This is a genomic window from Pedobacter steynii (genome assembly GCF_001721645.1).
Classification (GTDB): domain Bacteria; phylum Bacteroidota; class Bacteroidia; order Sphingobacteriales; family Sphingobacteriaceae; genus Pedobacter; species Pedobacter steynii_A.
In genome coordinates, this window is sequence record NZ_CP017141.1 from 6349492 (window position 1) to 6376442 (window position 26951).

General features: G+C 41.5%; 24 protein-coding genes. 11 read left to right on the forward strand and 13 right to left on the reverse strand.

All coding sequences use genetic code 11. The features are described from left to right. Nucleotides 1–122 precede the first annotated feature (122 nt). A complete protein-coding gene (locus tag BFS30_RS26325; protein ID WP_069382035.1) occupies nucleotides 123–3311 on the forward strand; it encodes a basic secretory protein-like protein in 3189 nt (1062 codons plus the stop codon). A 52-nt stretch (nucleotides 3312–3363) separates the two neighbouring features. Here BFS30_RS26325 and BFS30_RS26330 read toward each other — a convergent pair whose 3' ends face one another. After that, entirely contained in the window at nucleotides 3364–3711 is a 348-nt protein-coding gene (locus tag BFS30_RS26330) for a GIY-YIG nuclease family protein (RefSeq protein WP_069382036.1), read from the reverse strand. Between the two features lie 134 nt (nucleotides 3712–3845). On the opposite strand from BFS30_RS26330, the gene BFS30_RS26335 reads away from it, so the two are divergent. The 3 genes from BFS30_RS26335 (at nucleotide 3846) to bioD (ending at nucleotide 6458) form a co-directional block, all read left to right on the forward strand. After that, on the forward strand, nucleotides 3846–4622 hold the full coding sequence (locus BFS30_RS26335) for an XRE family transcriptional regulator (protein WP_069382037.1): 777 nt from the start codon (nucleotides 3846–3848) through the stop codon (nucleotides 4620–4622). Nucleotides 4623–4720: 98 nt separating this feature from the next. Further along, nucleotides 4721–5854, forward strand: a complete 1134-nt coding sequence (locus BFS30_RS26340) for an aminotransferase class I/II-fold pyridoxal phosphate-dependent enzyme (protein ID WP_069382038.1) — start codon at nucleotides 4721–4723, stop codon at nucleotides 5852–5854. Next, nucleotides 5847–6458: a dethiobiotin synthase gene (gene bioD / locus BFS30_RS26345; RefSeq protein ID WP_069382039.1), complete on the forward strand. Its 612-nt coding sequence runs from the start codon at nucleotides 5847–5849 to the stop codon at nucleotides 6456–6458. The genes BFS30_RS26340 and bioD overlap by 8 nt, the downstream gene beginning before the upstream one ends. Before the next feature lie 65 nt (nucleotides 6459–6523). On the opposite strand, the gene rplT is transcribed toward bioD, so the two are convergent. From rplT to BFS30_RS26385, 8 genes are all read right to left on the reverse strand, one after another. After that, on the reverse strand, nucleotides 6524–6868 hold the full coding sequence (gene rplT / locus BFS30_RS26350) for a 50S ribosomal protein L20 (protein WP_069382040.1): 345 nt from the start codon (nucleotides 6866–6868) through the stop codon (nucleotides 6524–6526). Nucleotides 6869–6942: 74 nt separating this feature from the next. Next, nucleotides 6943–7143 (reverse strand): 50S ribosomal protein L35, encoded by a 201-nt coding sequence (rpmI, locus tag BFS30_RS26355; RefSeq protein WP_041887185.1) that lies wholly within the window; start codon nucleotides 7141–7143, stop codon nucleotides 6943–6945. 26 nt (nucleotides 7144–7169) lie between these two features. Further along, nucleotides 7170–7739 carry a translation initiation factor IF-3 gene (gene infC / locus BFS30_RS26360; RefSeq protein WP_008238148.1) on the reverse strand — a complete coding sequence of 190 codons (570 nt, stop codon included), beginning with the start codon at nucleotides 7737–7739 and terminating at the stop codon, nucleotides 7170–7172. A gap of 13 nt (nucleotides 7740–7752) precedes the next feature. Next, nucleotides 7753–9678, reverse strand: coding sequence for a threonine--tRNA ligase (thrS, locus tag BFS30_RS26365; protein WP_069382041.1), 1926 nt, complete (start codon nucleotides 9676–9678; stop codon nucleotides 7753–7755). Between the two features lie 81 nt (nucleotides 9679–9759). After that, nucleotides 9760–10497 (reverse strand): (Fe-S)-binding protein, encoded by a 738-nt coding sequence (locus BFS30_RS26370; protein WP_069382042.1) that lies wholly within the window; start codon nucleotides 10495–10497, stop codon nucleotides 9760–9762. 64 nt (nucleotides 10498–10561) lie between these two features. Beyond that, nucleotides 10562–11866 (reverse strand): MFS transporter, encoded by a 1305-nt coding sequence (locus BFS30_RS26375; RefSeq protein ID WP_069382043.1) that lies wholly within the window; start codon nucleotides 11864–11866, stop codon nucleotides 10562–10564. Between the two features lie 44 nt (nucleotides 11867–11910). After that, entirely contained in the window at nucleotides 11911–12621 is a 711-nt protein-coding gene (locus BFS30_RS26380; RefSeq protein ID WP_069382683.1) for a head GIN domain-containing protein, read from the reverse strand. 22 nt (nucleotides 12622–12643) lie between these two features. Further along, nucleotides 12644–14536, reverse strand: a complete 1893-nt coding sequence (locus BFS30_RS26385) for a RecQ family ATP-dependent DNA helicase (RefSeq protein WP_069382684.1) — start codon at nucleotides 14534–14536, stop codon at nucleotides 12644–12646. Between the two features lie 76 nt (nucleotides 14537–14612). Between BFS30_RS26385 and BFS30_RS26390 the strand changes: the two genes are divergently transcribed. Continuing rightward, on the forward strand, nucleotides 14613–17852 hold the full coding sequence (locus tag BFS30_RS26390; protein WP_069382044.1) for an amidohydrolase family protein: 3240 nt from the start codon (nucleotides 14613–14615) through the stop codon (nucleotides 17850–17852). A gap of 427 nt (nucleotides 17853–18279) precedes the next feature. On the opposite strand, the gene BFS30_RS26395 is transcribed toward BFS30_RS26390, so the two are convergent. Together BFS30_RS26395 and BFS30_RS26400 are read right to left on the reverse strand one after the other, a co-directional pair. Next, nucleotides 18280–18888, reverse strand: a complete 609-nt coding sequence (locus tag BFS30_RS26395; protein ID WP_069382045.1) for a hypothetical protein — start codon at nucleotides 18886–18888, stop codon at nucleotides 18280–18282. A gap of 4 nt (nucleotides 18889–18892) precedes the next feature. Next, on the reverse strand, nucleotides 18893–20122 hold the full coding sequence (locus BFS30_RS26400; protein ID WP_237028669.1) for an NAD(P)/FAD-dependent oxidoreductase: 1230 nt from the start codon (nucleotides 20120–20122) through the stop codon (nucleotides 18893–18895). 17 nt (nucleotides 20123–20139) lie between these two features. Between BFS30_RS26400 and BFS30_RS26405 the strand changes: the two genes are divergently transcribed. Beyond that, nucleotides 20140–21279: a 5-(carboxyamino)imidazole ribonucleotide synthase gene (locus BFS30_RS26405; protein ID WP_069382046.1), complete on the forward strand. Its 1140-nt coding sequence runs from the start codon at nucleotides 20140–20142 to the stop codon at nucleotides 21277–21279. Then, entirely contained in the window at nucleotides 21279–21770 is a 492-nt protein-coding gene (gene purE / locus BFS30_RS26410; RefSeq protein WP_069382047.1) for a 5-(carboxyamino)imidazole ribonucleotide mutase, read from the forward strand. The genes BFS30_RS26405 and purE overlap by 1 nt, the downstream gene beginning before the upstream one ends. Here the strand turns inward: purE and BFS30_RS26415 are convergent. Further along, the gene (locus BFS30_RS26415; RefSeq protein WP_237028670.1) at nucleotides 21767–22273 is read right to left on the reverse strand and encodes a YqgE/AlgH family protein; all 507 of its coding nucleotides are present in this window, start codon (nucleotides 22271–22273) and stop codon (nucleotides 21767–21769) included. The two genes, purE and BFS30_RS26415, sit on opposite strands and share 4 nt — an antisense overlap. 106 nt (nucleotides 22274–22379) lie before the next feature. Here BFS30_RS26415 and pdxH point away from each other — a divergent pair, with 106 nt between their 5' ends. From pdxH to BFS30_RS26435, 4 genes are read left to right on the forward strand one after another with little or no spacing between them, the layout of a single operon-like run. Then, nucleotides 22380–23030 (forward strand): pyridoxamine 5'-phosphate oxidase, encoded by a 651-nt coding sequence (gene pdxH, locus BFS30_RS26420; protein ID WP_069382049.1) that lies wholly within the window; start codon nucleotides 22380–22382, stop codon nucleotides 23028–23030. A gap of 26 nt (nucleotides 23031–23056) precedes the next feature. Beyond that, complete coding sequence (locus BFS30_RS26425) at nucleotides 23057–23947, forward strand: 3-hydroxybutyryl-CoA dehydrogenase (RefSeq protein ID WP_069382050.1); 891 nt, start codon at nucleotides 23057–23059, stop codon at nucleotides 23945–23947. A gap of 35 nt (nucleotides 23948–23982) precedes the next feature. Next, the gene (gene ruvB / locus BFS30_RS26430) at nucleotides 23983–25005 is read left to right on the forward strand and encodes a Holliday junction branch migration DNA helicase RuvB (protein WP_069382051.1); all 1023 of its coding nucleotides are present in this window, start codon (nucleotides 23983–23985) and stop codon (nucleotides 25003–25005) included. Between the two features lie 55 nt (nucleotides 25006–25060). Further along, on the forward strand, nucleotides 25061–26569 hold the full coding sequence (locus tag BFS30_RS26435; RefSeq protein WP_069382052.1) for a bifunctional GNAT family N-acetyltransferase/carbon-nitrogen hydrolase family protein: 1509 nt from the start codon (nucleotides 25061–25063) through the stop codon (nucleotides 26567–26569). Nucleotides 26570–26691: 122 nt separating this feature from the next. On the opposite strand, the gene BFS30_RS26440 is transcribed toward BFS30_RS26435, so the two are convergent. After that, nucleotides 26692–26904, reverse strand: coding sequence for a hypothetical protein (locus tag BFS30_RS26440; RefSeq protein WP_069382686.1), 213 nt, complete (start codon nucleotides 26902–26904; stop codon nucleotides 26692–26694). Nucleotides 26905–26951 lie beyond the last annotated feature (47 nt).

Consider the following 26951-nt stretch of genomic DNA (forward strand, 5'->3'; position numbering starts at 1 on the left):
TTATGATGAAAGGTGTAGCGTATTGGGCCTACCGGACGTTCTCCTTGAAATATCTGCTGCCAGTCAGCCAACTTAATAACACAATTTGCGTAAATTTAAACACAACAAAATATAATCACGCTATGAATCTGAGCTCTACTCTCTTTAGACGATTACTCCCTGTTCTGATTATTCTCCTTGTATCGGCCACTGCTGTCCAGGCCCAGGTTTTTGGACAAAATATAGTGCGGTATAAAAATGAGAAATTCAAAGTCCTGCAAACCCCTCATTTTGAAATCTATTACTATTTAAAAAATGAGAAGCTAATCAAAAAATTTGCTCAGGACGCAGAAACCTGGTACAAAATGCATCAGGAGGTTTTCAGAGATACTTTCTTAAAGAAAAATCCCATTATTCTGTACAATAACCATCCGGATTTCCAGACTACAACCGCATTGAGTGGTGAGATCGGAATCGGTACAGGTGGGGTAACCGAAGCCTTTAAGAACAGGGTAATTATGCCGGTTATGGAGCTGAACAACCAAACCCGACATGTACTGGGTCATGAGCTGGTGCATGCCTTCCAATACCACCTTTTACTGGAAAAAGATTCCATCGGTTTAGAAAATATCAGTCAGACTCCTTTATGGATGGTGGAAGGGATGGCCGAATATCTCTCCATAGGAAAAACAGATGCTTTTACTTCCATGTGGATGAGAGATGCCCTGCTCAACAGAGATATCCCCTCTTTAAAAGACCTGACCAACTCCAACAAGTATTTTCCTTACCGATATGGACAAGCTTTCTGGACCTTTGTAGGGTCGGTTTATGGCGACACCACCATTGTTCCTCTATTTAAAGCTACGGCCAAATATGGTTATGAAAACGGATTAAGATACACCTTCGGATACGACGACCGTACCCTTTCCGGTTTATGGAAAAATGCCATTGAAGCCCATTACCGTCCGATGTTGAAATCAGACAGTTCACAGGTGAAAATCACAGGTACAAAAATTATAGACAATAAGAATGCAGGAAATATGAACGTAGCTCCGGCAATTAGTCCGGATGGCCAGTATATTGCCTTCTTATCTGAAAAGGACCTTTTTGGGATTGACCTATTTCTTGCTGAAGCGAAAACAGGTAAGATTATCCGAAAGCTCAGCAGTCAGATTTCCAACTCCCATATTGACGATTTCAACTTTCTCGAATCCGCTGGAACCTGGTCTCCGGACAGCAAACAATTTGCCTTTAGTATCTTCAGTAAAGGAAGAAACCAGTTGATGATCATCGATGTAGCCACCGGAAATGTAAAATTACGTGCCCCGATGGGGGAAGTAAGCCAGTTTGGAAACTTGTCCTGGTCTGCTAATGGAGATGACATTGCTTTTTCAGGAATGGTAGAAGGGCAGAGTGACATCTTTTCTTATAACCTGAAGACGAAGCAGGTTACCCAGATTACCAACGACAGCTATTCTGATTATGCACCAAATTATGCTCCTGATGGAAAGAAGATTGTCTTCTCCTCAGACCGGGCATCTATGTCTAAAAACAGCAATACCGCGGTACATCCGATCAATCTGACAGTTTATGATATTGAAACTAAAACACTGATTGATGTTCCGGTATTTCCGGGTGCGAACAACTTAAATGCACAATTCTCCGGAGACAGCAACAGGATTTTTTTCCTGTCCAACAGAGATGGCTTCAGGAATCTTTACGAGTATAACCTTTCCGATCAAAAAGTAAAACAACTGACAGATTATTTTACGGGGATCAGCGGAATCACAGAATTCTCTCCGGCCATGTCTGTTTCCAGAAATGACGATATTGTTTATAGTTATTACCGTTCACAGCGTTATACTTTATACAATTCTCCATTAAGTAATTTCAGATCAAAACCGGTAGATGCAAATGAAGTAAACTTTGATGCAGCGATCCTTCCTCCTATGGAAAATCTGGGTGTGGACATTGTAAATTCCAACCTGGCGAATTTTGAGCGTTTTGAAAAAACGACCACAGACTCCATGAGACTCGTTCCTTACAGACCGAAATTTAAGCTCGATTATCTGGCTAACAGTGGTGGTGTAGGTGTTTCTACCAGTCGATTTGGAACAGGCGTTCAGGGAGGTATTTCCGGTCGCTTCAGTGATATTCTGGGTAGAAACCAGATCATTGCAAACCTTGCCGTAAACGGGGAGATCTATGATTTTGGGGGGCTTGTAGGCTACATCAACCAATCGAGTCGGATCAACTGGGGTGCCGCAATTTCCCATGCCCCTTATGTAACCGGATTCAGGGATATTGTTGCCGAACAGCTGGATGGCAGAAATGGAAAAGTGGACGTGATCAATGACCGGACAAATATCATCCGTACTTTTGAAGAACAGGCCCAGGTATTTGGTGCTTATCCTTTCAATAAAGTACACCGCTTTGAATTGGGTGGAAGCTTTTCCCGTTACAGCTATCGGGTAGATCGCTTCAGCAATTATTATGAAGATCTTGGTGGAGGCCTGATCGGTGGTTACCTGGGTTCTGATAAAAGAAAAATTCCTTCAGCACAAGCTTCCAGAGAATTAGGCTTTTCGCTTAATTCATTTACCATTATGCAAGCCAATGCTTCCTTTGTAGGAGATAACTCGATCATGGGTCTCACCTCTCCTCTTGATGGATTCAGATACCGTGTTGGAGTAGAACAGTATTTTGGCGATTACAAATTTTACGGATTATCTTTAGATGCCAGAAAGTATGTTCGTCTTAAACCATTCACTATTGCGGCCAGAACATTCAATTACCTGAGAGTAGGTAAAGATGGAGAAAACCTCTATCCCTTATTTATCGGATATCCTTATTTCATCAGGGGTTATGAAGCAAATTCATTCTATAAAAGCCGTAATTCAACCAGTGGAGATTTCGATATTAATCAATTGTCTGGAAATAAAATTGCAGTCTTCAATTTTGAAATACGCCTGCCATTTACCGGACCTAAAAAGCTAGCGCAAATCCCTTCAAAATTCCTGTTTACTGACCTTAACTTTTTCTTTGATGCAGGATTAGCCTGGAACCAGGGCAATAAAATCGCATTTAAAAGTCAGCCGACTTATACTACAGAACCGGCAAAAGACGGACAGGGAAATGTAATTGTGGATGCTGCAGGTCAGCCAGTAATGACACAGGTCACCAATGAACGGGTTCCGGCAATCAGTTTTGGGGTATCCTTAAGGGTCAACGTATTTGGCTATTTTGTACTGGAACCTTATTATGCTTTTCCATTACAGCGTAAAGATGTTAAAGCAGGTGTATTTGGGTTAACCTTTGCTCCTGGATGGTAAATCATTTGAACGGAACACCCCGGCAAACGGTTGGGGTGTCCCTGTTCAAAATCTATGATAGAATAAAGGGAAGATTCACCTGATTCACCAGTTTCTTACTGCTGATGATGTGTTCAAAATCCAATCCAATCGTCAGATCAATCCAATCCGGATTACAAGCCCTTACCACCCGCTCCTTCTGCATTCTGGTAAACCTACTGATTACTTTAAACCGGCTTAATGCCTGAGCTTCAGTCTTGAACTCTTCGAAATACACCAACCTCGTCAGCTGTTCACCGCAATCAAAAAATAAACTCGGCATCTGCTTATAAAAATCAAGCGTCTTAATTAAATCAGAACTCATTCCAACATGTAAACTCTTGCGGTTTCTATCAGTTACGATATATACAAATTTCTTCATGACTAAAGGATTAAATGACATAAACTAATTTAGTTAGTACAGCTATTTGGTATTCGAATAAATATTACTAACTTTATTGGTACAATAATACTAACAATATTAGTAAAAACAAATAAATTTTAAACTTTTATTTTATGTCAAATATTTCCTCCAACCTGAAGTACCTGAGAAAGAAAAAAAGCCACACACAGCAGCAATTCGCTGATGCTATGGGCATTAAGAGATCACTTATCGGGGCTTACGAAGAAGACAGGGCTGAGCCTAAATATGATTTGCTAAAAAAAATAGCAGAATACTTTGACCTCACGATAGACGAGTTTATTAACGAAAATATCAATGACAACTGGAAACCCAAGCCAAAAAGCCAGGGTTCGAACCTGAGAATTCTCAGCATCTCTGTAGATAAAGACGATAAAGAAAACATAGAAATGGTGCCTGTGAAAGCCAGTGCCGGTTACCTTAACGGTTTCTCGGATCCTGAATACATCAGAGACCTTCCTAAATTTCAGCTTCCGCTTCCTTTTCTGAAACAGGGAACATTCAGGGCCTTTGAAATTTTAGGAGACTCCATGTTACCCATCCAGTCTGGAAGCATTATCCTTGCCGAATACATGGACAACTGGAATGATGTAAAAGCAGGAGAAACCTATATCATCATCAGCAAAAATGAAGGTGTGGTTTACAAAAGAGCCGGGAATCGTTTTAAGGAAAATAAGGAACTGAAATTGATATCTGATAACAAGATCTACGATCCATATACCATTCCCTCAGATGAAATTCTGGAAATATGGAAAGCAAAAGCATTCATTTCCTCTACCCTTCCTGACCCCACACCGGAGCCTACTATTGAAACATTAAGCAGCATGATGGCCCAAATGCAGAAATCAATCTCGCAACTCAACAAAAACTAAAGAGGAAAACATTAGCTTAACCAGCCGGAAACGGACATTTGTCATAAAATTAAAATAAAGAAAGCAGGTTCCTCCTGCTTTCTTTATTTTTGAACCCAATGAACAAAACCCAACAGTTTATACAAGACAGGTTAAACGACAGAAAGGATAAAGGATCACTAAGAAAACTATCCCTTGCCCATTTGCCTGTAGACTTTTGTTCCAATGATTATCTGGGCTTCTCCAGGTCAGCGCTTCTCAAAGAACGTATAGAAAGCATGCTTCATCAGGTACCACAGCTATCGGTCGGCTCTGGTGGTTCCAGGCTCCTGAGCGGAAATCATTCCTTTACCGAACAGACAGAAACATTGATCGCGGCATTTCACCAGGCAGAAAGCGGTTTAATCTTTAACTCAGGTTACGATGCCAATATTGGCCTCATTTCCAGTCTGGCACAACGTGGAGATACCATCATCTCTGATGAACTCATTCATGCCAGCCTGATCGACGGCGCCCGGCTGAGTCATGCGAGCAGATATACCTTTAAACATAACGACCTGGACTCGCTGGAAGCTAAACTCAGACTGGCTACAGGCAATATTTATGTACTCGTAGAAAGTGTTTATTCCATGGACGGTGACCTGGCCCCATTGATAGAAATTAATGACTGTTGTAAAAGACATGGTGCAAACCTGATTGTAGACGAAGCACATGCCTTAGGGATCTTCGGAGCTCATGGAAAGGGAAAGGTTCAGGAACTCAGTCTGGAAAAAGAGGTCTTTGCAAGGGTGGTCACCTTCGGCAAAGCTCTGGGCTGTCATGGCGCCATTGTTCTTGGCACTTCCGCCTTACGCCAATACCTGATTAATTTCGCCAGATCTTTTATTTATACTACAGCAGCCCCATTACATAGCATCATCTGTATTAATGCAGCTTACCAATTACTTACAGAAACAGATTATACCCCGCTCATCACCGGTCGGATCCAGCAATATGCCTTAAATATGGAAATGGCCGGAATTTCCGGAAAGATCAGTAACAGCAGCATACAAACGATACTTTACGACAGCAATACTGCAGCCAAATCTGCTGCAGAAAGTCTTCAGCAGAAAGGCATGGATGTTCGTGCCATCTTAAGCCCTACTGTTCCAAAAGGTACTGAGCGGTTGAGAATTTGCCTGCACACCTATAATAGCAATGAAGAAATTCAAACCCTGATCAGTCAGCTGATCTTATTAAGACAACATGAATAAAACTTATTTCATTACCGGGATCGGAACAGGTATCGGAAAAACCATAGTCAGCGCTATCCTGACAGAAAAACTTCAGGCAGATTACTGGAAACCCATTCAATCAGGAGACCTGGACAATAGCGACAGCCTTTTAGTAGCGCAGCTGATCAGCAATAAAAAAACCATTATTCATCCGGAGCAATTCAAGCTTAGCCAACCGCTTTCCCCGCATTTATCAGCCCGGATAGATGGCATAAACATTTCTGCAAGTGCGATAAAAGCTCCTGTAACCGACAATCATCTGGTGATTGAAGGAGCGGGCGGTTTAATGGTACCAATTAATGAACAAGAACTGATGCTAGATTTGCTGAAACCCTTAGAGGCAAAGATAATTGTCGTTTCGCAGAATTACCTCGGTAGCATCAACCATACCCTTCTGACACTCGAAGTCTTAAAATCCAGACAACTTGCAATAGAAGGCCTCATTTTCAATGGCACTCCTAATGAAGAATCCGAACGTTACATTACAACTTATACCGGGGTTCCAATATTGGGAAGAATCCCTCAGTTGGACACTCTGGATAAAGAACACATCCGGAAAGCCGCAGAACAGCTGATTTTCTGATAATATAAACCACAAAAAAAGGGAGCTAATTGCTCCCTTTTTTTTTATTAAAACGATCTTAAGATCTATTTTACTGCATCAATTACAGCTTTGAAAGCTTCAGGATGGTTCATTGCTAAGTCAGCTAAAACTTTACGGTTTAAACCGATGTTTTTAGCAGCTAATTTACCGATCAGTTGAGAGTAAGAAATACCATGTTGACGTGCTCCAGCGTTGATACGTTGAATCCATAGTCCACGGAATTCTCTTTTCTTAACTTTACGGTCACGGTATGCATATTGCAAACCTTTTTCTACCGTATTTTTAGCAATGGTGAAAACCTTACTTCTTGATCCCCAATAGCCTTTGGCCATATTAAGGACTTTTTTCCTTCTTCTTCTCGAAGCTACTGCGTTTACCGAACGTGGCATAGTGTGTTGTTTTTTGATAAACGGTGTTGCGTATTACAGCAAACTTACTACCGGATACCTGGTTAAAAATTTAATTATTTACCGATGGCAAGCATACGCTTAACGTTGCCCATATCAGCTGCGGACACCATTGAAGTGTGACCCAAATTACGCTTACGTTTAGTCGACATCTTAGTTAAGATGTGGCTTTTGTAGGCATTCTTCCTTGCGATTTTACCTGTTCCAGTAAGCGAAAAACGCTTTTTAGCACTGGAATTGGTTTTCATTTTTGGCATAACCTGTGTTTATTTATGTAATTTATTTATTTTTTAGCAACTTTTGGAGCCAGCGTTAAAAACATACGCTTGCCCTCTAATTTAGGTAATAACTCCACTTTACCGATATCTTCAAGCGCTTGTGCAAACTTCAGCAAGAGAATCTCTCCCTGCTCTTTGTAAACAATTGCTCTACCTTTAAAGTGTACGTAAGCCCTAACCTTCTCCCCGTTTTCCAGGAAGCTAACCGCGTGTTTCAGTTTGAACTGAAAATCGTGATCATTGGTATTAGGACCGAAACGGATCTCCTTAATTACGGTTTGTTTTGCGTTTGCTTTGATCTCTTTCTGCTTTTTCTTCTGCTCGTAAACAAACTTGCTGTAATCAATGATCCTACATACCGGAGGCACTGCATTTGGAGAAATCTCAACCAGATCCAATTCCAATTCGTCGGCAAGGGCTAAAGCTTTTGCCAAAGGATAGATCCCCGGTTCAACATTATCTCCAGCTAATCTAACCTCCTGAGCTCTGATAAACTGATTAATATTATGTTCTGCTTCTTTTTTCTTAAAAGGAGGACGTGGTCCCCTGTTAAATCCTGGTCTGCCTAATGCCAAATTTATATACTATTTAAATTGTTATTTCTTTAATTAATAATTCACTAAACTCCTGCTGAGTCATTTCTCCTAAATCTCCCTCACCATGTTTCCGCACTGATACCTTTCCCTCCGCCATCTCTTTCTCACCGATAATCAGCATATAAGGTATTTTTTTAACCTCTGCGTCCCTGATTTTCCGTCCGATTTTTTCATCCCGAAAGTCAATCAAACCGCGAATATCGGAATTATTTAGTTCATCTGAAACTTTTTTCGCATAATCTTCATATTTTTCAGAGATCGGAAGAATGATAAACTGCTCAGGGGAAAGCCATAACGGAAAATTACCAGCGCAATGCTCAATCAATACCGCGATGAAACGCTCCAGGGAACCAAATGGGGCCCTATGGATCATCACCGGACGGTGTTTCTGGTTATCACTACCTGTATATTCCAGTTCAAAACGTTCTGGTAAATTGTAATCCACCTGGATCGTTCCCAGCTGCCATTTTCTACCCAATGCATCTTTCACCATGAAGTCTAACTTCGGACCATAAAATGCCGCTTCACCATATTCCACTACAGTAGGTAAACCCTTTTCTGCAGCAGCTTCAATGATCGCAGATTCTGCCAGATGCCAGTTCTCATCAGAACCAATGTATTTAGATCTGTTCTCCGCATCTCTTAAAGACACCTGAGCGATATAGTCACTGAAACCCAAAGATTTAAATACATATAATACCAGGTCAATCACTTTCATGAATTCTTCTTTTACCTGATCCGGGCGACAGAATAAATGAGCATCATCCTGAGTAAACCCACGTACTCTTGTCAGTCCGTGAAGTTCTCCGCTCTGCTCATAACGATATACTGTTCCAAACTCTGCAAAACGCAAAGGAAGGTCTTTATATGAACGTGGTTTAACTTTATAGATCTCACAATGGTGAGGACAGTTCATCGGTTTAAGGAAGAACTCTTCTCCCTCCTGCGGAGTTTTTATCGGCTGGAAAGCATCCTTACCATATTTTTCATAATGACCCGAAGTAATGTACAGATTCTTATGTCCAATATGAGGAGTAACTACCTGCTCATATCCTGATTTAGCCTGTGCTTTAGTTAAGAACTGAACCAGACGTTCACGCAATGCCGCACCTTTAGGTAACCACAATGGCAACCCCATACCTACCTTCTCAGAGAAAGCAAACAATTCCAGCTCTTTACCTAACTTACGGTGATCTCTTTTCTTAGCCTCTTCAATCATATGAAGGTACTCAGTCAGCTCACTTGCCTTAGGAAAAGTAACCCCATAAATACGGGTTAACTGCTTTTTAGTTTCATCACCACGCCAGTAAGCGCCAGCCACATTCATCAATTTTACCGCTTTAACGAAACCGGTATTGGGAATGTGTGGTCCACGACAAAGGTCAGTAAACTGCCCCTGGTTGTAGAAAGTGATTTTTCCATCTTCCAGGCCCTCTAAAAGATCTAGTTTGTACTCATCACCTTTCTCCGTAAAATACTGAATTGCATCCGCTTTAGAAACATCTTCCCGCACAAAAACTTCTTTTTGTTTGGCCAGCTCAAGGATCTTGGTTTCGATCGCCTTGAAATCATCCGAAGAAAATTCTCTGTCGCCGAAATCTACATCATAATAGAAACCGGTTTCAATCGCAGGACCTATACCGAATTTTGTACCCGGATATAAAGCCTCTAATGCCTCCGCCATAATATGGGCAGAAGAATGCCAGAAAGTAGCTTTACCGGCAGCATCATTCCAGGTCAGCAACTTCACAGATGCATCACCTTCAATTGCTCTTGAAGAATCCCAGATCTCACCGTTAACTTCGGCGGCTAAAACGTTGCGCGCCAGTCCCTCAGAAATAGAGAGCGCGATTTGGTGGGCAGTTGTGCCCTTTTCATACTGACGACTGGAGCCGTCAGGTAAAGTAATGTTAATCATCTACAACTATGATTTAAAAATTAATAAAATTGATTGTATAAAAATCACCTACAATGTGATTTATTTCCTACAAAGATAAAACTAATATTCTGTACTTTCTAACCATCCGTTAGCTAAAACGTCTGCTAAATGCATTGTTTTTAATGGAATGTTATTTTTATCGATATATCCCTGCAAATGCATCAGACAGGACAGATCTGTAGAAATCACATATTCCGCCCCCTGTTCCAGTGCATTGTTAACCTTTTGCTCAGCCATAGCAGAAGAAATGGCATCAAACTTCACAGAAAAAGTACCGCCAAAACCACAGCACATATCTGTATCTTTCATTTCCACCATTTCCAGTCCATGAACCTTAGATAACAATTGTCTTGGTTCTGCTTTGATCTTACATTCCCTTAAACCGCTGCAGGAATCATGGTAAACTGCTTTACCATCCAGTTCAGCACCAAAATAATCTCTTTTCAGCACATTGACCAGGAAATCAGACAGCTCAAATATGTTAGACTGAATATTTCTACATTTATTGTGTACAATCGTATTGGTAAACAGGTCACTAAACCCGTTCTTTACCATCCCGACACAGGAGGCAGAAGGTGCCACAATATAATCTGTTTCTGAAAAATCATTCAGAAATTTAGTTCCGGTTTCTTTGGCCTGCTCCCAATATCCGGCATTATAAGCCGGCTGCCCGCAACAGGTCTGGGCAGAATTATAAAACACCTCACAACCCGCTTTCTCTAATAGCTTTATCGTATTAAATGCTGTCTCAGGATATAACTGATCAACAAAGCAAGGAACAAATAATTCTATCTTCATGTGTATCTATTCGTATTGATCCTGAACCCTTACAGATCCGGAATCTTATTAAAGTAAATTATGGTTAACCTTTAACCACTTTTGGTGCTACTTTCTTAAGCAGTAGCAAAAATATCAATCCCAGTACAAAAAACGAGGCCAATGCGAAAATGGAATTCCGGATACTTCCTGTCTGTTCCTCAATATAGGCAAAACTAAAAAGTCCGATCACCACAGCCAGCTTTTCCGTTACATCATAAAAACTAAAAAAGGATGCAGTATCCGGTGTGTTTTCAGGAATAAACTTAGAGTAGGTAGATCTGGACAACGACTGAATCCCTCCCATAATCAGGCCAACCACGGATGCCAATGCGTAAAACTCATATTCATTGGTAATAAAATAAGCATAAATACAAGTTAATACCCAGATACAAACCACCAGGATCAGCACACTCACATTCCCGATTTTCTTTGCCAGTTTAGACATCCAGATCGCACCTAAAATGGCCACCAACTGAATAATCAGGATGACCATGATCAGTTTTGAAGTACCCAGATGCAAAGTTTTCTCTCCAAACCCTGCCGCGGCCAGCATAATCGTCTGCACTCCCATGGAATAAAAGAAAAAGGCCAGCAGAAAGCGCTTCATCACTTTCATACTCTTTAATTGTCTCCACACTTTCCCTAACTCCTGGAAGCCACTACGCACCACACTTTTATTAATTGCCTCATAATTAGGACTACCCGCCGGTAACCTGCGAAATGGAATCTGGGCAAAACCAATCCACCAGATTCCCACCAACAGGAAGGATAACCTTGCCGGCAGTGAAGCATCAGTAATACCAAAAAGTTCTGGCTTCAATACAAAGACAAAACAAATAATTTGCAGCAATACACTACCTACATAGCCATATGCATAACCTTGCGCACTCACCTGGTCCTGCCGATCTTTTGTGGCAATCTCCGGCAAATAAGAATTGTTAAACATCACCCCGCCGATATAGCCCATTGCAGCAATAGCAAAACAGATCACCCCCAGTTCCAGCGTATCCAGTTTAAAGAAAAATAAACCAATGCAGGCCAAACTCCCCAGATACGTGAAAATCTTCATAAAGATCTTCTTATTGCCCCTGTAATCTGCTGTAGCCGATAAAATCGGTAGCAGGATCACCATGATCAGATAAGCCAGCGAAAGTGCATAATTCGATAAAGCTGTATTCGTAAACGTACGGCCAAAAAAAGTCACTTTATCCCCATGCTCTGCAGTCGTGGTGATAATCGTATAATAAGCCGGAAAAATAGTGGAGGTGATGACTAAATTATAAGCGGAATTTGCCCAGTCAAAGAAGGCCCATGACCGGATAACTTTCTTGTCGTTTTTCTGTTCCATGTATTAAATAAGGCAACTAAAGTAGCTAAAAAACAACAATACGGCTAATTTACTTTTTCCAGTTTAGCCGCACCTGATTTCTTTTCGTCTACATTCTTTGGGTTCCCTTTATAATAAATTTCACTTGAACCGGAAGTTTTCACCTTTAAATCATTTAACACATTGATATTGGCTTTCCCTGTACCATCAACAGTAATGTCATAAATACCAGCAACAAAATCAAAAGCTTCTACCTTAGATGTTCCGCTTGTTTTCAGCACATGAGTTCCGGTTTGTCCGCTCAACGATAACCTGCCTACCCCATCAATTTTTGTCGTCACTTTGCCGGCACTCAGGTTTAGTTTCACATCAGAACTACCACTTAGATCCATTTTCAAGTCCTTCACATAAACCGGTCCTTCTCCGATTATACGTACCATTCCGCTGGTATTCAACTCAGTCAATTCCCCAATTCCCGCATAGATCACCACAGAGTCCGTTCCGCAATAGCTGCCATTTTCCAGTTTCAGCTCTAATTCGCTTCCACTTACCCTGGATCTGATGTGACTCATCACATTGGAATCAGCCTGAATTTTCACGTTGTAGGTACTATCCTGGGTTAAAATCAACTTTATTGTTCCGCTCACCTTAATTTTATCATAACTTTTCAGTTCCACCACTTTACTGGTCTGAATTCCTGAATCTTCTACACATTTCGAGGTACATCCTGCTAAAAACACAGGGATAGCAAGTACAATAAGGCTTAATTTCTTCATAGGTATATAGATTTGTTGCAATTTAAAGATAATAGTTTTTACCATCAGTTTTAATTTTTCCCGCATCCAGCAATTCCCGGATCCGGTCCAGTTTCTCATTTTCAGTTCCCATTTTTGTGCCACTGATCAGTTCTTCAATCGTCCGTGCCTGTGTTTGTAACAGTGTGATCAGCTCAAAATCAATACGTTCAGAAAGCAGCTCCAGATCGTCTTCTTTTTTTTCTGCAAGACAAACATCACAAACGCCACACTTATCGGCATTGGGCTCATCAAAATACCTTAACAACTGAACATTCCGGCATTCCGCATTTCCGGTATAAGCCAATACCGCGTTAATCTGATCCAGTTGAATCTTTTTCCTCAGCTCGATGTATTTCACATCAATATCCATATGGATAAAGTCTACCCTCGGACGGATATATTGCAATTGAGGCTGATCAGATTGAGGCAAATAAGACAATAATCCCTGTTCTTCCAGGTTGCTGATCATTTTCCTTGCTGTGCTAAATGACAAACCTACCTTTTTGGCAATTTCGTTTTCTTCGATCTTCACATATTGATCAAATGCTCCCCCATAAGATCTTAAGATCGCCTTTATAAGCGGGTCGTATCCTGCATTTTCAATTTGAAAACGGTAAACATCTTCATGAGAAGCTGTAAACAAAACCCTGGAAGGCAAAAAAATATTTTCCGACAAAGTCAGATAACCATCGTGCTCCAGAAACTTCAGGGCAGCCATTGTTTTGATCACTCCGATATTGAATCTTTTGCAAAAATCGGCAAGGTCAAAATTAAAGGTCAGCCCTTCCCCTGCGCCAAAAGCCAGCTGGAAGTAATTGCCCAGGTAATGGTATGTTTTTTTGATGTCTTCAACAGTTGGAAAATGATCAGCATATTTGGTTCGTAAAGCCATCTGATCAGATTTATTGGCCAGCAATACTGCATAAGCTTTTTGCTCATCTCTTCCTGCCCGGCCAGCTTCCTGATAATAGGCTTCCAGGCTCTCCGGTAAATCCAGGTGTACAACAAAACGAACATCTGCTTTATCGATTCCCATTCCGAAGGCATTGGTCGCTACCATCACCCTGATCTTATTCTTTTTCCATTCTTCCTGTTTTCTAAACCGCTCTGCCCTTTCTATCCCCGCATGGTAAAAATCAGCGGCAATCTGGTTCCTGATCAAAAAAGATGCGACCTCTGCTGTTTCCCTCCTGTTGCGAACATAAACCAATCCGCTTCCCTTCACATTCCTGACAATATCGATTAGTTTCTTATATTTATCTTCTTTATCCAGCACGACATAGCTCAGGTTCTTACGCTCAAAACTCTGAACAAATACTTTAGCTTCTCTAAACTTTAATTTCTCTGCAATATCGGCCCTGACAAACTGAGTTGCTGTAGCCGTAAGCGCCAGAACAGGCACTTTGGGGTGAAGCTCCCTGATTTCCGCAATCTGCTGATAAGGAGGCCTGAAGTCATATCCCCACTGGGAAATACAATGGGCTTCATCTACCGCAATCAGGTTTACATTCATATACGAAATCCGAACCCGTACAATTTCTGATAATAAACGTTCCGGAGAAAGGTATAAAAACTTAATTTTACCGTAAATGCAGTTGTCGAGCAGGATATCAATTTCCCTTTTCCCCATTCCCGCATAAATTGCGACGGCCTCAATACCTTTCGCTTTCAGGTTCTCCACCTGATCTTTCATCAACGCAATCAGGGGAGAAATGACCAGACATATTCCTTCCTTTACCAATGCAGGTATCTGAAAGCAAAGGGATTTGCCTCCTCCGGTGGGTAGCAATGCCAGGGTATCATGACCATTTAAAACAGAACTGATAATGTCTGACTGCAATGGTCTGAAAGAATCAAATCCCCAGTATCTTTTTAGTATCTCGGCTTCACTCATAAAAAGGTTACTCATCAAAACTATAAAAATGAACTGATATTATTAAATTGCGGGCTAATTTATACGATCCACCGCTATGAAGAAATCTTTACTCCCGCTATTATTCCTGTTTGTTTTTCAGTCCTCATTTTCCCAGGAAAAGAAATGGGACATCGAAAAATATAAGGGTCCTACAAAAAATTTCAGCATAGATACTGATGAGGGTACCTGGATGAACCTGGATGTGAGTGCTGATGGTAAAGACATCGTTTTTGATTTGCTTGGCGATATATATATCATGCCTGTTACAGGTGGCTCTGCTGTTTTATTGAGTGGAGGTATTCCCTGGGACATTCAGCCCCGCTTTAGCCCGAATGGCAAATACATCTCCTATACCAGCGATAAGAATGGTGCAGACAATATCTGGATCATGAACCGCGATGGTTCCAATAAAAGACAAGTTACTAAAGAGACTTTCAGGTTATTAAATAATGCCACCTGGGCACCAAACAGTGAATACCTGGTCGCCAGAAAACACTTCACAGGGTCCCGTTCCCTGGGTGCAGGAGAAATGTGGATGTATAGTATTTATGGTGGCGAAGGGGTACAGCTGACCAAACGAAAAAATGATCAGCAGGATGCCGGTGAACCTAATATCAGTCCAAATGGCAGGTATCTTTACTTTAGTGAAGACATGGCACCCGGTCCGAATTTTGAATACAGTAAAGATCCGAATGGTCTGATTTATGCCATCCGTCAACTGGATATGACCACTGGAAAATTCAGCAACCTGATTGCTCCTCAGGGTGGTGCCGCAAGGCCCCAGATTTCTCCTGATGGAAAAATGATGGCCTATGTAAAACGTGTCCGCCTTAAATCAGTATTGTACATTCAGAATCTGCGTACCGGCGAGGAATGGCCTGTTTACGAAGACCTTTCTCATGATCAGCAGGAAACCTGGGCGATATTTGGTGTGTATCCAAACTATGCCTGGACACCAGATGCCAAAAACCTGATATTCTACGCAAAAGGAAAGATCAAAAAAATCGACCTGGCTACATTGAGTACCAGCGACATCCCTTTCCGGGTAACCAGTAACCATACGGTTCAGGAAGCTTTACATTTCCCTCAGTCCGTATTCAATGCCGAATTCGATGTAAAAATGATCCGTCAGCTCTGCACCTCTGCAGATGGAAAAATGGTTGTTTTTAATGCCGCAGGATTCCTTTACAAAAAAGAACTCCCTAACGGAACTCCGGAAAGGGTAACCAATGGGATCGACTTTGAATTTGAGCCTAAAATCAGCAATGACGGAAAATATGTAATTTATACGACCTGGAATGATGAACTCAAAGGAGCCATCAAAAGGACAGACCTTAAATCAGGAAAAACCATTACCCTGACAGATGAAAAAGGATTTTATTACTCCCCCTCCTATTCCAATAAAGGAGATAAAATCATCTTCAGAAAAGGCATAGGAAACGATGTATTAGGCTATGCTTATGGTAGAGGAACAGGAATTTTTATTATGCCGGCAAATGGTGGCACAAAAACCCTCGTTTCAGATAATGGTATTAAGCCGCAATTTAATGCTGATGATACCCGGATTTATTTCCAGGGAAATGAAGGAGGAAAAAAAGCGTTTAAAAGCGTCGATCTTAACGGCGCCAACGAAAGAACCCATTATACCTCTACTTATGTGACCCAGTTTACGCCAAGCCCGGATGGTAAATGGATGGCCTTTACAGAGCTGTTCAACGTATACATCACCCCAATGGTGACTGTGGGCAGTCCACTTGAACTGTCTTCTACGAACAAATCTATCCCGCTTACCAGGGTAAGTGCCGATGGTGGAACTTATATCCACTGGAGTAACGACAGTCAGAAGCTCTTCTGGACACTTGGAGATCAATACTTTAGCAGAGAGATTAAAAGCGCTTTTAATTTCACAGATTCGGGAAACCAGGCGGTTCAAAAACCTGATACCACCGGTATTTCCATCGGACTAAAGCTCAAAAGCGATATGCCTGCAGGTTTACTTGCCCTGAAAGGAGCCAGAATTGTGACCATGAAAGGTGACGAAGTGATTGAAGAAGGAACAATTCTGATCGAAAATAATAAAATCATCGCCATTGGAAAAGCATCGGAATTATCTGTTCCTGATCAGGCAAGGGTAATTGATGTAACGGGCAAAACAATTATGCCTGGAATAGTCGACGTGCATGCGCACCTGAGAACCAGTCCGGATGGAATTTCACCGCAACAGGACTGGTCTTATATGGCTAACCTTGCTTTTGGGGTAACGACCTCGCACGACCCATCTTCCAATACGGAAATGGTATTCAGTCAGTCTGAAATGTTAAAAGCAGGAAGAATGGTTGGGCCACGCTTATATTCTACAGGCTCTATCTTATACGGTGCAGACGGAGATTTCAAGGTCACTATCAATAGCCTCGAGGACGCCCTTTCTCACCTTAAAAGATTAAAAGCAGTTGGCGCATTCTCTGTAAAATCTTACAATCAACCCAGAAGAGACCAACGTCAGCAGATACTGGAAGCCGCCAGGCAGTTAAAAATGGAAGTGGTGCCTGAAGGAGGATCGACATTTTTTACCAATATGAATATGGTAGCCGATGGACATACCGGGATTGAACATAGCATCCCTGTAGCCCCGGTTTATAAAGATGTAACTTCTTTCTGGAACAATACCAACGTGGCTTATACCCCTACCCTGATCGTAAGTTATGGCAGTCAGTGGGGAGAAAACTACTGGTATGACCGGACCAATGTATGGGAAAATGAAAGGCTGATGGCTTTCACCCCACGTTCCATCATTGACTCACGCGCCAGAAGAAGAACGACTTCAGAATATGGAGATTACGGACATATTGAAGTTGCCAAAGCCACCAGACAAATTGCCGATGGCGGAACAAAAGTAAACCTGGGTGCACATGGACAGATTCAGGGATTAGGTGCACATTGGGAGTTATGGATGCTGGTACAAGGAGGAATGACTCCGTTACAAGCCATTCGCAGTGCAACCTTAAACGGGGCAGCATACCTTGGAATGGATAAAGAAATCGGTTCACTGGAAACAGGTAAACTGGCAGATCTGATTGTAATGGATGCCAATCCTTTAAATGATATCCGGAATTCTGAAAAAATCAAATATGTAGTGATCAATGGTAGAATTTATGATAGCCTGTCGATGAATGAAATTGGTAGCCGTGAAAAACTTCGTGGCAAACTATGGTTTGAAATGGGCAAAGGAATGATTTATAGCTTCCCGACCGGGATTGCAGAGACATGGACTTATACAATTCCTAATTGCGATTAACCTCATCTTGAGGAGCTTGTCCGTATTAAGCCGTTCTTTAAAAAAAGAGCATATTCTTCAAAGACTGAAATCTTTTGCACGCTGGAGGGCGGCAAAATTTTCTATGTCTTTTCAGAACATGCTCTTTTTTTTATAAATACTGCATGATATATTGCTCACTACATGAGCGAACCCCGGTCCGTCCAGGTTTAAATTCGCCCTCTTCTGCTTTAAGAAGGTCTTTCAACATCATGTGATTGTACAATCATTGTTTTAAAGAAAAAGTATCCTCTGCTTTGAAGACGTTCGAATATTTACCCTTCAGCAAAGATTCGGGGATGAAAAGGAGAGGATACTTTTTCTTTATTACCTTCCGGAGCAAAAATAAATTTAGATGCCAGATAGAAATGGCCGATAAACTCAACAGCAAATTAAAGCTAACGGGCAATTAATAAAGATCATTCGAATAAGGGACAAAGTCCTTTAACTTCGGCAAGGGACTGATTTTAATGATTTTACTGCGCTTACTGTTTTTTTTATCCGAATCGTCATACTCCTCTGCCTGCAGATAAACACCTGTAGACAAATTAAAATCGACCGCACTCATTCCAAGGGGATTTGAAGTTCTGGAGCTATATCCTATCAATTCGAAATTTCCATTTTGATAACGAAATTTATGACGAAAGTGACCTCTTAAAAGCTGACAGAAAACATCAATCACTCCTGCTTTTATCGTTACCTTTGAAAACCCATATCCATCCCTGTATCCATCTTTTCCATTAGGAAACTGTTCATTAATCGCTTTGTCAGTCTGGATATTTCGCTGAAATCCACCGCCTTTTTTTGCAAAATATATTTCCAGACGATAAGGAGAAGTATCCGCAGTAGTATCCTGAGTAACAACTACAGAGTCAGCCAGTAAATCTTTATTCAGATCTCCTTTCGCCATAGAAACGATCACATTAAAATTTTCCTGGGCACGGAGCGATGCAGAAAAAATAACGAAGCAAAGCGGCAACAAAGAAAGTATTTTGATCAGTTTGACAGATCTTTTCATCGTATTAAATATTTTGAGCGATCACATAACCATTCGCCCATGCCCATTGAAAATTATATCCACCCAGCCATCCTGTTACATCTATACATTCCCCGCCAAAAAACAACCCCGGAACACGTTTACATTCCAGCGTTTTTGAAGACAGTTCATTCGTATCAATGCCCCCACGCATTACTTCCGCTTTATCATACCCCTTATCACCTGCAGGTTTTACCTTAAACAGGTGAATCGTTTTTTGAATTGCCTCCAGCTCTGTTTTAGTCAGTGCAGCTACCGGCTTCTCTATTGGCAGGAATTTCCCCATCGCATCGGTAAACTTCTTAGGATAAATCCGGTTCAGTAAGGTCGATAACAATAGCTTCCCATTCGACTTCCGTTCAGCTTCTATCAGTTCCAGAATATCCTGTTTTGGCAATAAATCTATATTGATAGACTCTCCCCTTCTCCAATACGAGGAAATCTGCAGGATTGCAGGCCCACTCAATCCCCAATGGGTAAACAGGATGTTCTCTTCAAAAGAGATCTTCTCGTTACTCACTTCACAGAAGACTGAGTTTCCTGATAATTTTGCATACCATTCTTCATCTTTTCCGGTGATGGTTAACGGAACAAGTGCTGGCGCCGTTTCAATGATTTTCAGATCATGTTTTCTGGCAAAACGCAGCGCGAAATCTGTAGCACCCATTTTGGGAATTGGTAAGCCGCCTGTAGCAACCACCAGCTTTGGCGCTTTTAACGTGCGCGACTTGTTTCCTTTATCAAAATGAACCTCAAATCCTGCTGTCGTTTGTTCAATTTCGTTCACCTGTGCATCGCAAATAATCTGTTGTCCAAAGTCCTCACAAATACTCGTAAATGCCGCCACAATATCTTTTGCATTCTTTCCGTCAGGAAAAAGTTGCCCTAATGTTTTCTCTTTTCCGGTGATTCCATAAGTCTCAAAAAAACTGATCGTATCTTCTACCGTCCACTGCGTAAATGCGGATTTGGAAAAGTGTTTGTTATTGGAAATGAACTGTTCATCAGTGGCAAACAGATTGGTATAGTTACACCTTCCTCCACCGGAAATCAGGATTTTCGCTCCCGGCTTATCACTTTTTTCCAACAATATTACCCTTTTCCCCAAATAGCCCGCCTGAACCGCACACATCAAACCGCAGGCCCCGGCGCCAATAATTATAGCATCTACATCCATCAATCCGTTTATATTGTTATTTTTGTGCAAAATAAGCATAACTTTTTCATATCGATATGGCAAAACAAATAAGTGATTTAAAATTAGGCATATTAGGTGGCGGTCAATTGGGCAGGATGTTGATACAGGAAGCCATCAATTATAATTTAACCACTTTAATTTTAGATCCGGATACAGACGCTCCATGTAAACACCTCGCAAACTACTTTGAATGTGGTTCTATCACTGATTTCGACACCGTATATAATTTCGGAAAAAAAGCAGACATCATTACTATTGAAATAGAGAAAGTAAATATTGAAGCACTGGAACAACTGGAGAAAGAAGGCAAACACGTTTATCCTCAATCCAGGGTAATCCGTTTGATTCAGGATAAAGGTGTTCAAAAACAATTTTTCAAAGAAAACAACATCCCTACTGCACCGTTTCAACTGGTTAACACCAAAGAAGACATGCGCAATAGTCATTTTCCATTCCCTTACATCCTGAAACAGCGTAAAGACGGTTATGATGGTAAAGGAGTGATGAAGATAAACAACCTGGCAGATATAGAAAATGCTTTTGATGCACCATGTTTAATCGAGCAACTGGTAGATTTCGAGAAAGAAGTCGCCGTAATTGTTTCCAGAAACCCTAACGGAGATGTAAAAACATTCCCGATGGTGGAAATGGAATTCAACGCAGAAGCAAACCTGGTAGAATTTCTGATTTCTCCTTCCACTTACCCGGCATCCATTCAGCATAAAGCGGAGACCATTGCTAAAAATATTGCTTCCTCACTGAACATTACCGGATTATTGGCGGTAGAAATGTTCATCACTAAAAACGGAGATATCCTGGTGAATGAGCTTGCCCCACGTCCACACAATAGCGGACACCATACCATTGAAGGAAATTATGTTTCTCAGTTTGACCAGCATTTACGAGCCATCTTCAACCTTCCATTAGGGGATACACGCACCATAAACAATGCCGTAATGATCAATCTTCTCGGAGAAAAAAATCATAATGGGGTGGCCAAATATCAGGGATTAGAAAAAATCATGGCCATTGAAGGAGTATACATCCACCTTTATGGTAAAAAATATACCAAACCTTTCCGCAAAATGGGACACGTTACCATTGTAGATCAGAACCGCGAGAAGGCTATAGAAAAAGCCAATTATATTAAAGACACACTAAAAGTTATTTCCTAATGAGCATACAAGTAGGCATTATTATGGGCAGCAAGTCTGACCTTCCTATCATGAAAGACGCAGCCGATATCTTAAAAGAATTCGATATCCAATTTGAAATGACCGTAGTGTCTGCTCACCGCACGCCGGAAAGAATGTTTGAATACGCAAAACAAGCTGCATCAAGAGGATTAAAAGTGATCATCGCCGGTGCCGGTGGTGCTGCACATTTACCGGGAATGGTAGCTTCAATTACCACATTACCTGTAATTGGCGTGCCGGTAAAATCTTCTAATTCTATTGATGGATGGGATTCTATATTGTCTATCCTGCAAATGCCAAATGGCATTCCTGTAGCAACCGTAGCACTAAACGCTGCAAAGAATGCAGGTTTACTTGCGGCTCAGATCCTGGCAACAGCCAGCCCGGAGCTTTCAGCAAAAATGCAGGCTTATAAAGACGATCTTAAGAAAAAGATCGAAGAAAGTGCCATAGATCTTGAAAATTATTAATTGAGATTAGGATCCTGAGGGAAATTACTCACATGGGCGTATTTAGGCCCAAGATTAATGATTACCTCCTTCCAGAGTTCCTCTTCATTGTTAGAGAATACCACATCAGCATGAAACTGATCGGACACAATCCAGGTATTCTCTTTCATTTCATTCTTTAGCTGAACGCCCGACCATCCGGAATACCCGATAAAGAATTTAATATCAGCAGGCTGAATGCTGTGGTTATTAATCAGCACTTTTAAAGTCTCAAAATTCCCCCCCCAACATACCCCTTTCGCAATCTCTTCTCCGTCTGTGATCAGGTCCTGACGCCTATGGATAAAATGAATGGTATCAATCGCCACCGGCCCCCCAAGATAAACCGGAAAATCGCCACCAACAAAGTCAGGCACTAAATCATTGAGCAACAAAGTACTGCGCTGATTCAGGATAAAACCTACTGTTCCCTCCTCCTGATGCTCGGTAAGAAAAACTACAGAACGCTTAAAATTAGGATCCATTAAGAATGGTTCTGAAATTAATAATTTACCTGCTGATGGCTCTAATCGACTTAACATTTCGGAAATTTAGCGATAAAATTAAATAAACTAAAACCTATTTTTGTACATGGAGCTGAATAAAGAAAATCTACAGAATTTAAGACAGGAATACCGCTCAGCAGAACTAGCCGAAACTGATGTGGAAAGTAATCCCATCCTGCAGTTTAAAAAATGGTTTACCGAGGCCGTAGATGCCCAGATCTTCGAGCCCAATGTCATGACACTGGCGACGGCAAATTCCGACAGCAAGCCCTCTGCACGTATCGTCCTTTTAAAGGGCTTTGATGAAGATGGTTTCGTATTCTTCACGAATTACGATAGTGACAAAGGAAAAGATCTGGCAGAAAACCCGCAGGCATCACTGGTGTTCTTCTGGGCTGAGCTGGAAAGACAGGTACGCATAGATGGAGTAGTCAGCAAGATTGACGCAGCAGCATCTACCGATTATTTTCACTCCCGTCCGATCGGAAGTCAGATTGGGGCCTCGGCCTCTCCGCAAAGCAGGGTGATCCCGAACAGGGAATCTTTAGAAGAGAAAGTAGCAGAACTGAGTACCGCTTACCAGGACAAAGAAATTCCACGCCCGCTTCATTGGGGAGGGTACCTGGTAGAACCTACACATATTGAATTCTGGCAAGGCAGGCCAAGCAGGCTGCATGATCGTTTAAATTATCAGTTGGTGGATGGTTCATGGATTATCAATAGATTAGCACCCTAATTACTCATTACCATAAAAAAACTTAAATGAAGAACATCGCAGTGATTGGCTCAGGAACAATGGGCAATGGAATCGCACATACTTTTGCGCAATTCGGATATCAGGTCAACTTAATTGATATTAACAATGAAGCTTTGGAACGCGCCATCAGTACCATCGGAAAAAACCTGGATCGTCAGGTCACCAAAGGTACAATTACGGAGTCCGACAAAGCAAATACCCTGAAAAACATTACGAATTTCACTCAGATCGCAGAAGGCGTCGCCAATGCAGACCTGATTGTGGAAGCGGCAACAGAAAATCTGGAGCTGAAGTTAAAGATCTTTAAAGACCTGGATTCTTTTGCCAAACCGGAGGCTATTCTGGCCAGTAATACCTCCTCCATTTCCATCACCAAAATAGCTTCTGTAACCAGCAGGGGAGATAAAGTGATCGGTATGCATTTCATGAACCCGGTTCCGGTGATGAAGCTGGTAGAGGTGATCAGGGGTTATGCTACCAGTGATGAAACCACCGCCACCGTAATGGACCTTTCGACAAAACTGAGTAAGGTTCCGGTAGAAGTAAATGATTATCCTGGCTTCGTAGCCAACAGGATTCTGATGCCGATGATCAACGAAGCCATTTATACCTTGTATGAAAGCGTAGCTGGTGTGGAAGAGATCGATACCGTAATGAAACTGGGAATGGCACACCCGATGGGCCCGCTTCAACTGGCAGATTTTATAGGCCTGGATGTTTGTCTGGCTATCTTAAATGTGCTCCATGACGGATTCGGAAATCCTAAATATGCACCCTGCCCCTTACTGGTAAATATGGTGACTGCAGGAAGCAAAGGTGTAAAATCCGGTGAAGGGTTTTATAACTATGCCAAAGGTATTAAGGAAGCAGTTGTTGCAGCCAAGTTTAGCAAATAATATCAATTACAAGCCTTTTATACTAACTTTACCCCATGAACGAAAATCTTGATCCCAATTCAGAAAGCTTAACTCCCTTTGAACGTGATATTGAAAAAGTATTGCGCCCGCAGGAATTTGAAGACTTTACGGGTCAGGATAAGATCATGGAAAACTTAAAAATCTTTGTCAAGGCTGCAAAGTTACGCGGAGAACCTTTGGACCATGTTTTACTGCATGGTCCTCCGGGACTTGGCAAAACCACCCTCTCTTATATCATTGCCAATGAAATGGGTGTAGGAATTAAAGTAACTTCCGGCCCTGTTCTGGATAAACCCGGAGATCTTGCCGGATTACTCACTAATCTGGAATCAGGAGACATCTTATTTATTGATGAGATCCACCGTCTGAGCCCTCTTGTGGAAGAATACCTGTATTCTGCTATGGAGGATTTTAAGATTGACATCATGCTGGAAAGTGGCCCAAATGCCCGTTCTGTACAGATTTCACTGAACCCTTTCACCCTGGTCGGAGCCACAACCCGATCCGGATTATTAACCGCACCATTAAGGGCACGGTTTGGAATCAATTCCCGACTCGCGTACTATGATGCAAAATTACTAACCACAATCGTTCTGCGGTCCTCGGATATTTTAAAAACCCCGATTACCGAAGAGGGAGCTTACGAAATTGCCCGCCGCAGCAGAGGTACACCCCGTATCGCCAATGCGCTGTTAAGAAGAACCCGGGATTTTGCACAGATCAAAGGAAACGGACAAATCGATACTGAGATTGCCAGATATGCTTTAAGAGCCTTAAATGTTGATGAACATGGTCTGGATGAAATGGACAACAAGATCCTGGTGACCATCATTGACAAGTTCAAAGGAGGTCCTGTGGGTCTGAAAACCATCGCTACTGCCGTCGGTGAAGATGAAGGCACGATCGAAGAAGTTTACGAACCATTCCTGATTCAGGAAGGTTTTCTGATGCGTACTTCCAGAGGAAGAGAAGTCACCGAAGCCGCCTATAAACACCTGCAAAAGAATTTCCCCGGACAAACTGGGAAATTATTTTAGAAATTCAACCTGTTTAGGCATCATTTCTGATCTTATTAGCTAAATTTAGCTGATTATGAATATAGAAACAAGAAAACTTACCCTAGCAGATTACAATGATTTGAAAGAATCAATGCAACAGGCCTATGATACCCTGGGTGGACAGATATGGAGCAGAAGCAGCATTGAAAGATTACTTAAATTATTTCCGGAAGGTCAGCTCTGCATTGCGGTAGACGATAAAGTGGTGGCTTGTTCCCTATCAATCATCGTAGATTATGATGAGTATGGTGATAAACATACCTATAAAAATATTACCGGAGATTATTCCTTCTCTACTCACGATGCTGAAGGAGATGTATTGTATGGAATAGAAATATTTGTAAGCCCTGAATTCAGGGGATTAAGACTGGGCAGAAGGTTATATGAAGCCAGAAAAGAGCTTTGCGAAAGCCTGAACCTGAAAAGTATCATTGCCGGAGGGAGAATCCCACGCTATCATGAATATGCGGCAACCCTCAGTCCCAGACAGTATATTGATAAGGTAAAAGCAAAAGAGATCTTCGATCCTACCCTGACTTTCCAGATCTCCAATGATTTTCACGTCCGGAAAGTACTCAAAAATTACCTGCCCGGAGACCATGAGTCCAAAGATTATGCAACGCTGCTGGAATGGAACAATATTTACTACCAGGGGATAGACGCTTCTGCACGCTCAGCAAAAACCATCAGAATTGGTTTGGTACAATGGCAAATGCGTCTTTTTCCAGATATCGATGCCTTTTACGAACAGGTGGAATTCTTTGTGGATGCAGTGAGTGGATATAAATCAGACTTCATCATGTTCCCGGAGTTCTTTAATACGCCACTCTTGCAACCTTACAACCATCTGCCTGAAATGGAAGCCATGCGTAAACTGGCAGAGCAGACAGAAGAGATTGTACAAAAGATTCAGGAATATGCCGTTTCCTATAATGTAAATGTAATTTCGGGCAGTATGCCCATTATAGAGAATAACAAACTTTATAATGCGACCTATTTATGCCATAGAAGTGGTAAGACTGAAGAATACAGAAAAATCCATATTACCCCTAATGAGCAGAAATATTATGGAATGGTGGGTGGCGACAAAATCCAGGTTTTTGATACCGATTGCGGAAAAATAGGTATCCTGATTTGTTACGATGTAGAATTCCCGGAATTGAGCCGGATTTATGCAGATCAGGGGATGCAGATTCTTTTTGTTCCCTTCCTGACCGATACACAAAATGGCTATACCAGGGTAAGAAGATGTGCCCAGGCCAGAGCGATTGAAAATGAGTGTTATGTAGCCATTGCCGGATGTGTGGGTAACTTACCAAAGGTAAACAACATGGACATTCAATTTGCGCAATCTGCAGTATTTACACCTTCCGACTTTGCCTTTCCCACCAATGCGGTAAAAGCAGAAACTACTCCGAATACAGAAATGATGCTGGTAGTCGACGTAGACCTTCATTTACTGGATGAACTTCATCATTTCGGGACCGTAAAAATCCTGAAAGACCGTCGTAAAGATCTTTATGAAGTGAGGTTATTAAAATAATCAGCTGATCAATATTACCTGTCGGAATACGCTAAACCTATGTAAGCCGCATTCCGACAGGTATTTTAAGTTTCTGTTATTTTAGGAAATCCCTCTTTAGTTTACTCAGCTATACATGAGCTTTAGGAATGTCTGAAAAATAGCCAATAAATCAGCAATGCAAGTACCAATATCGGAATGATCCATTTCAAAACCGGTCCGGCACCATTCTTATCATATTCATTTACAGCCTGAGGAGATGGTCCGGGATCATCCTCATGTTTAGAATAATTCGTTTCTATTGGCTTATGCGGTTTTAACGGATCCTCTTCGTGTTGTGGATTAATATTTTCCATGATTTCAATGTTTAATTCCAGTTTACATAACAACACCTTATCTTTTA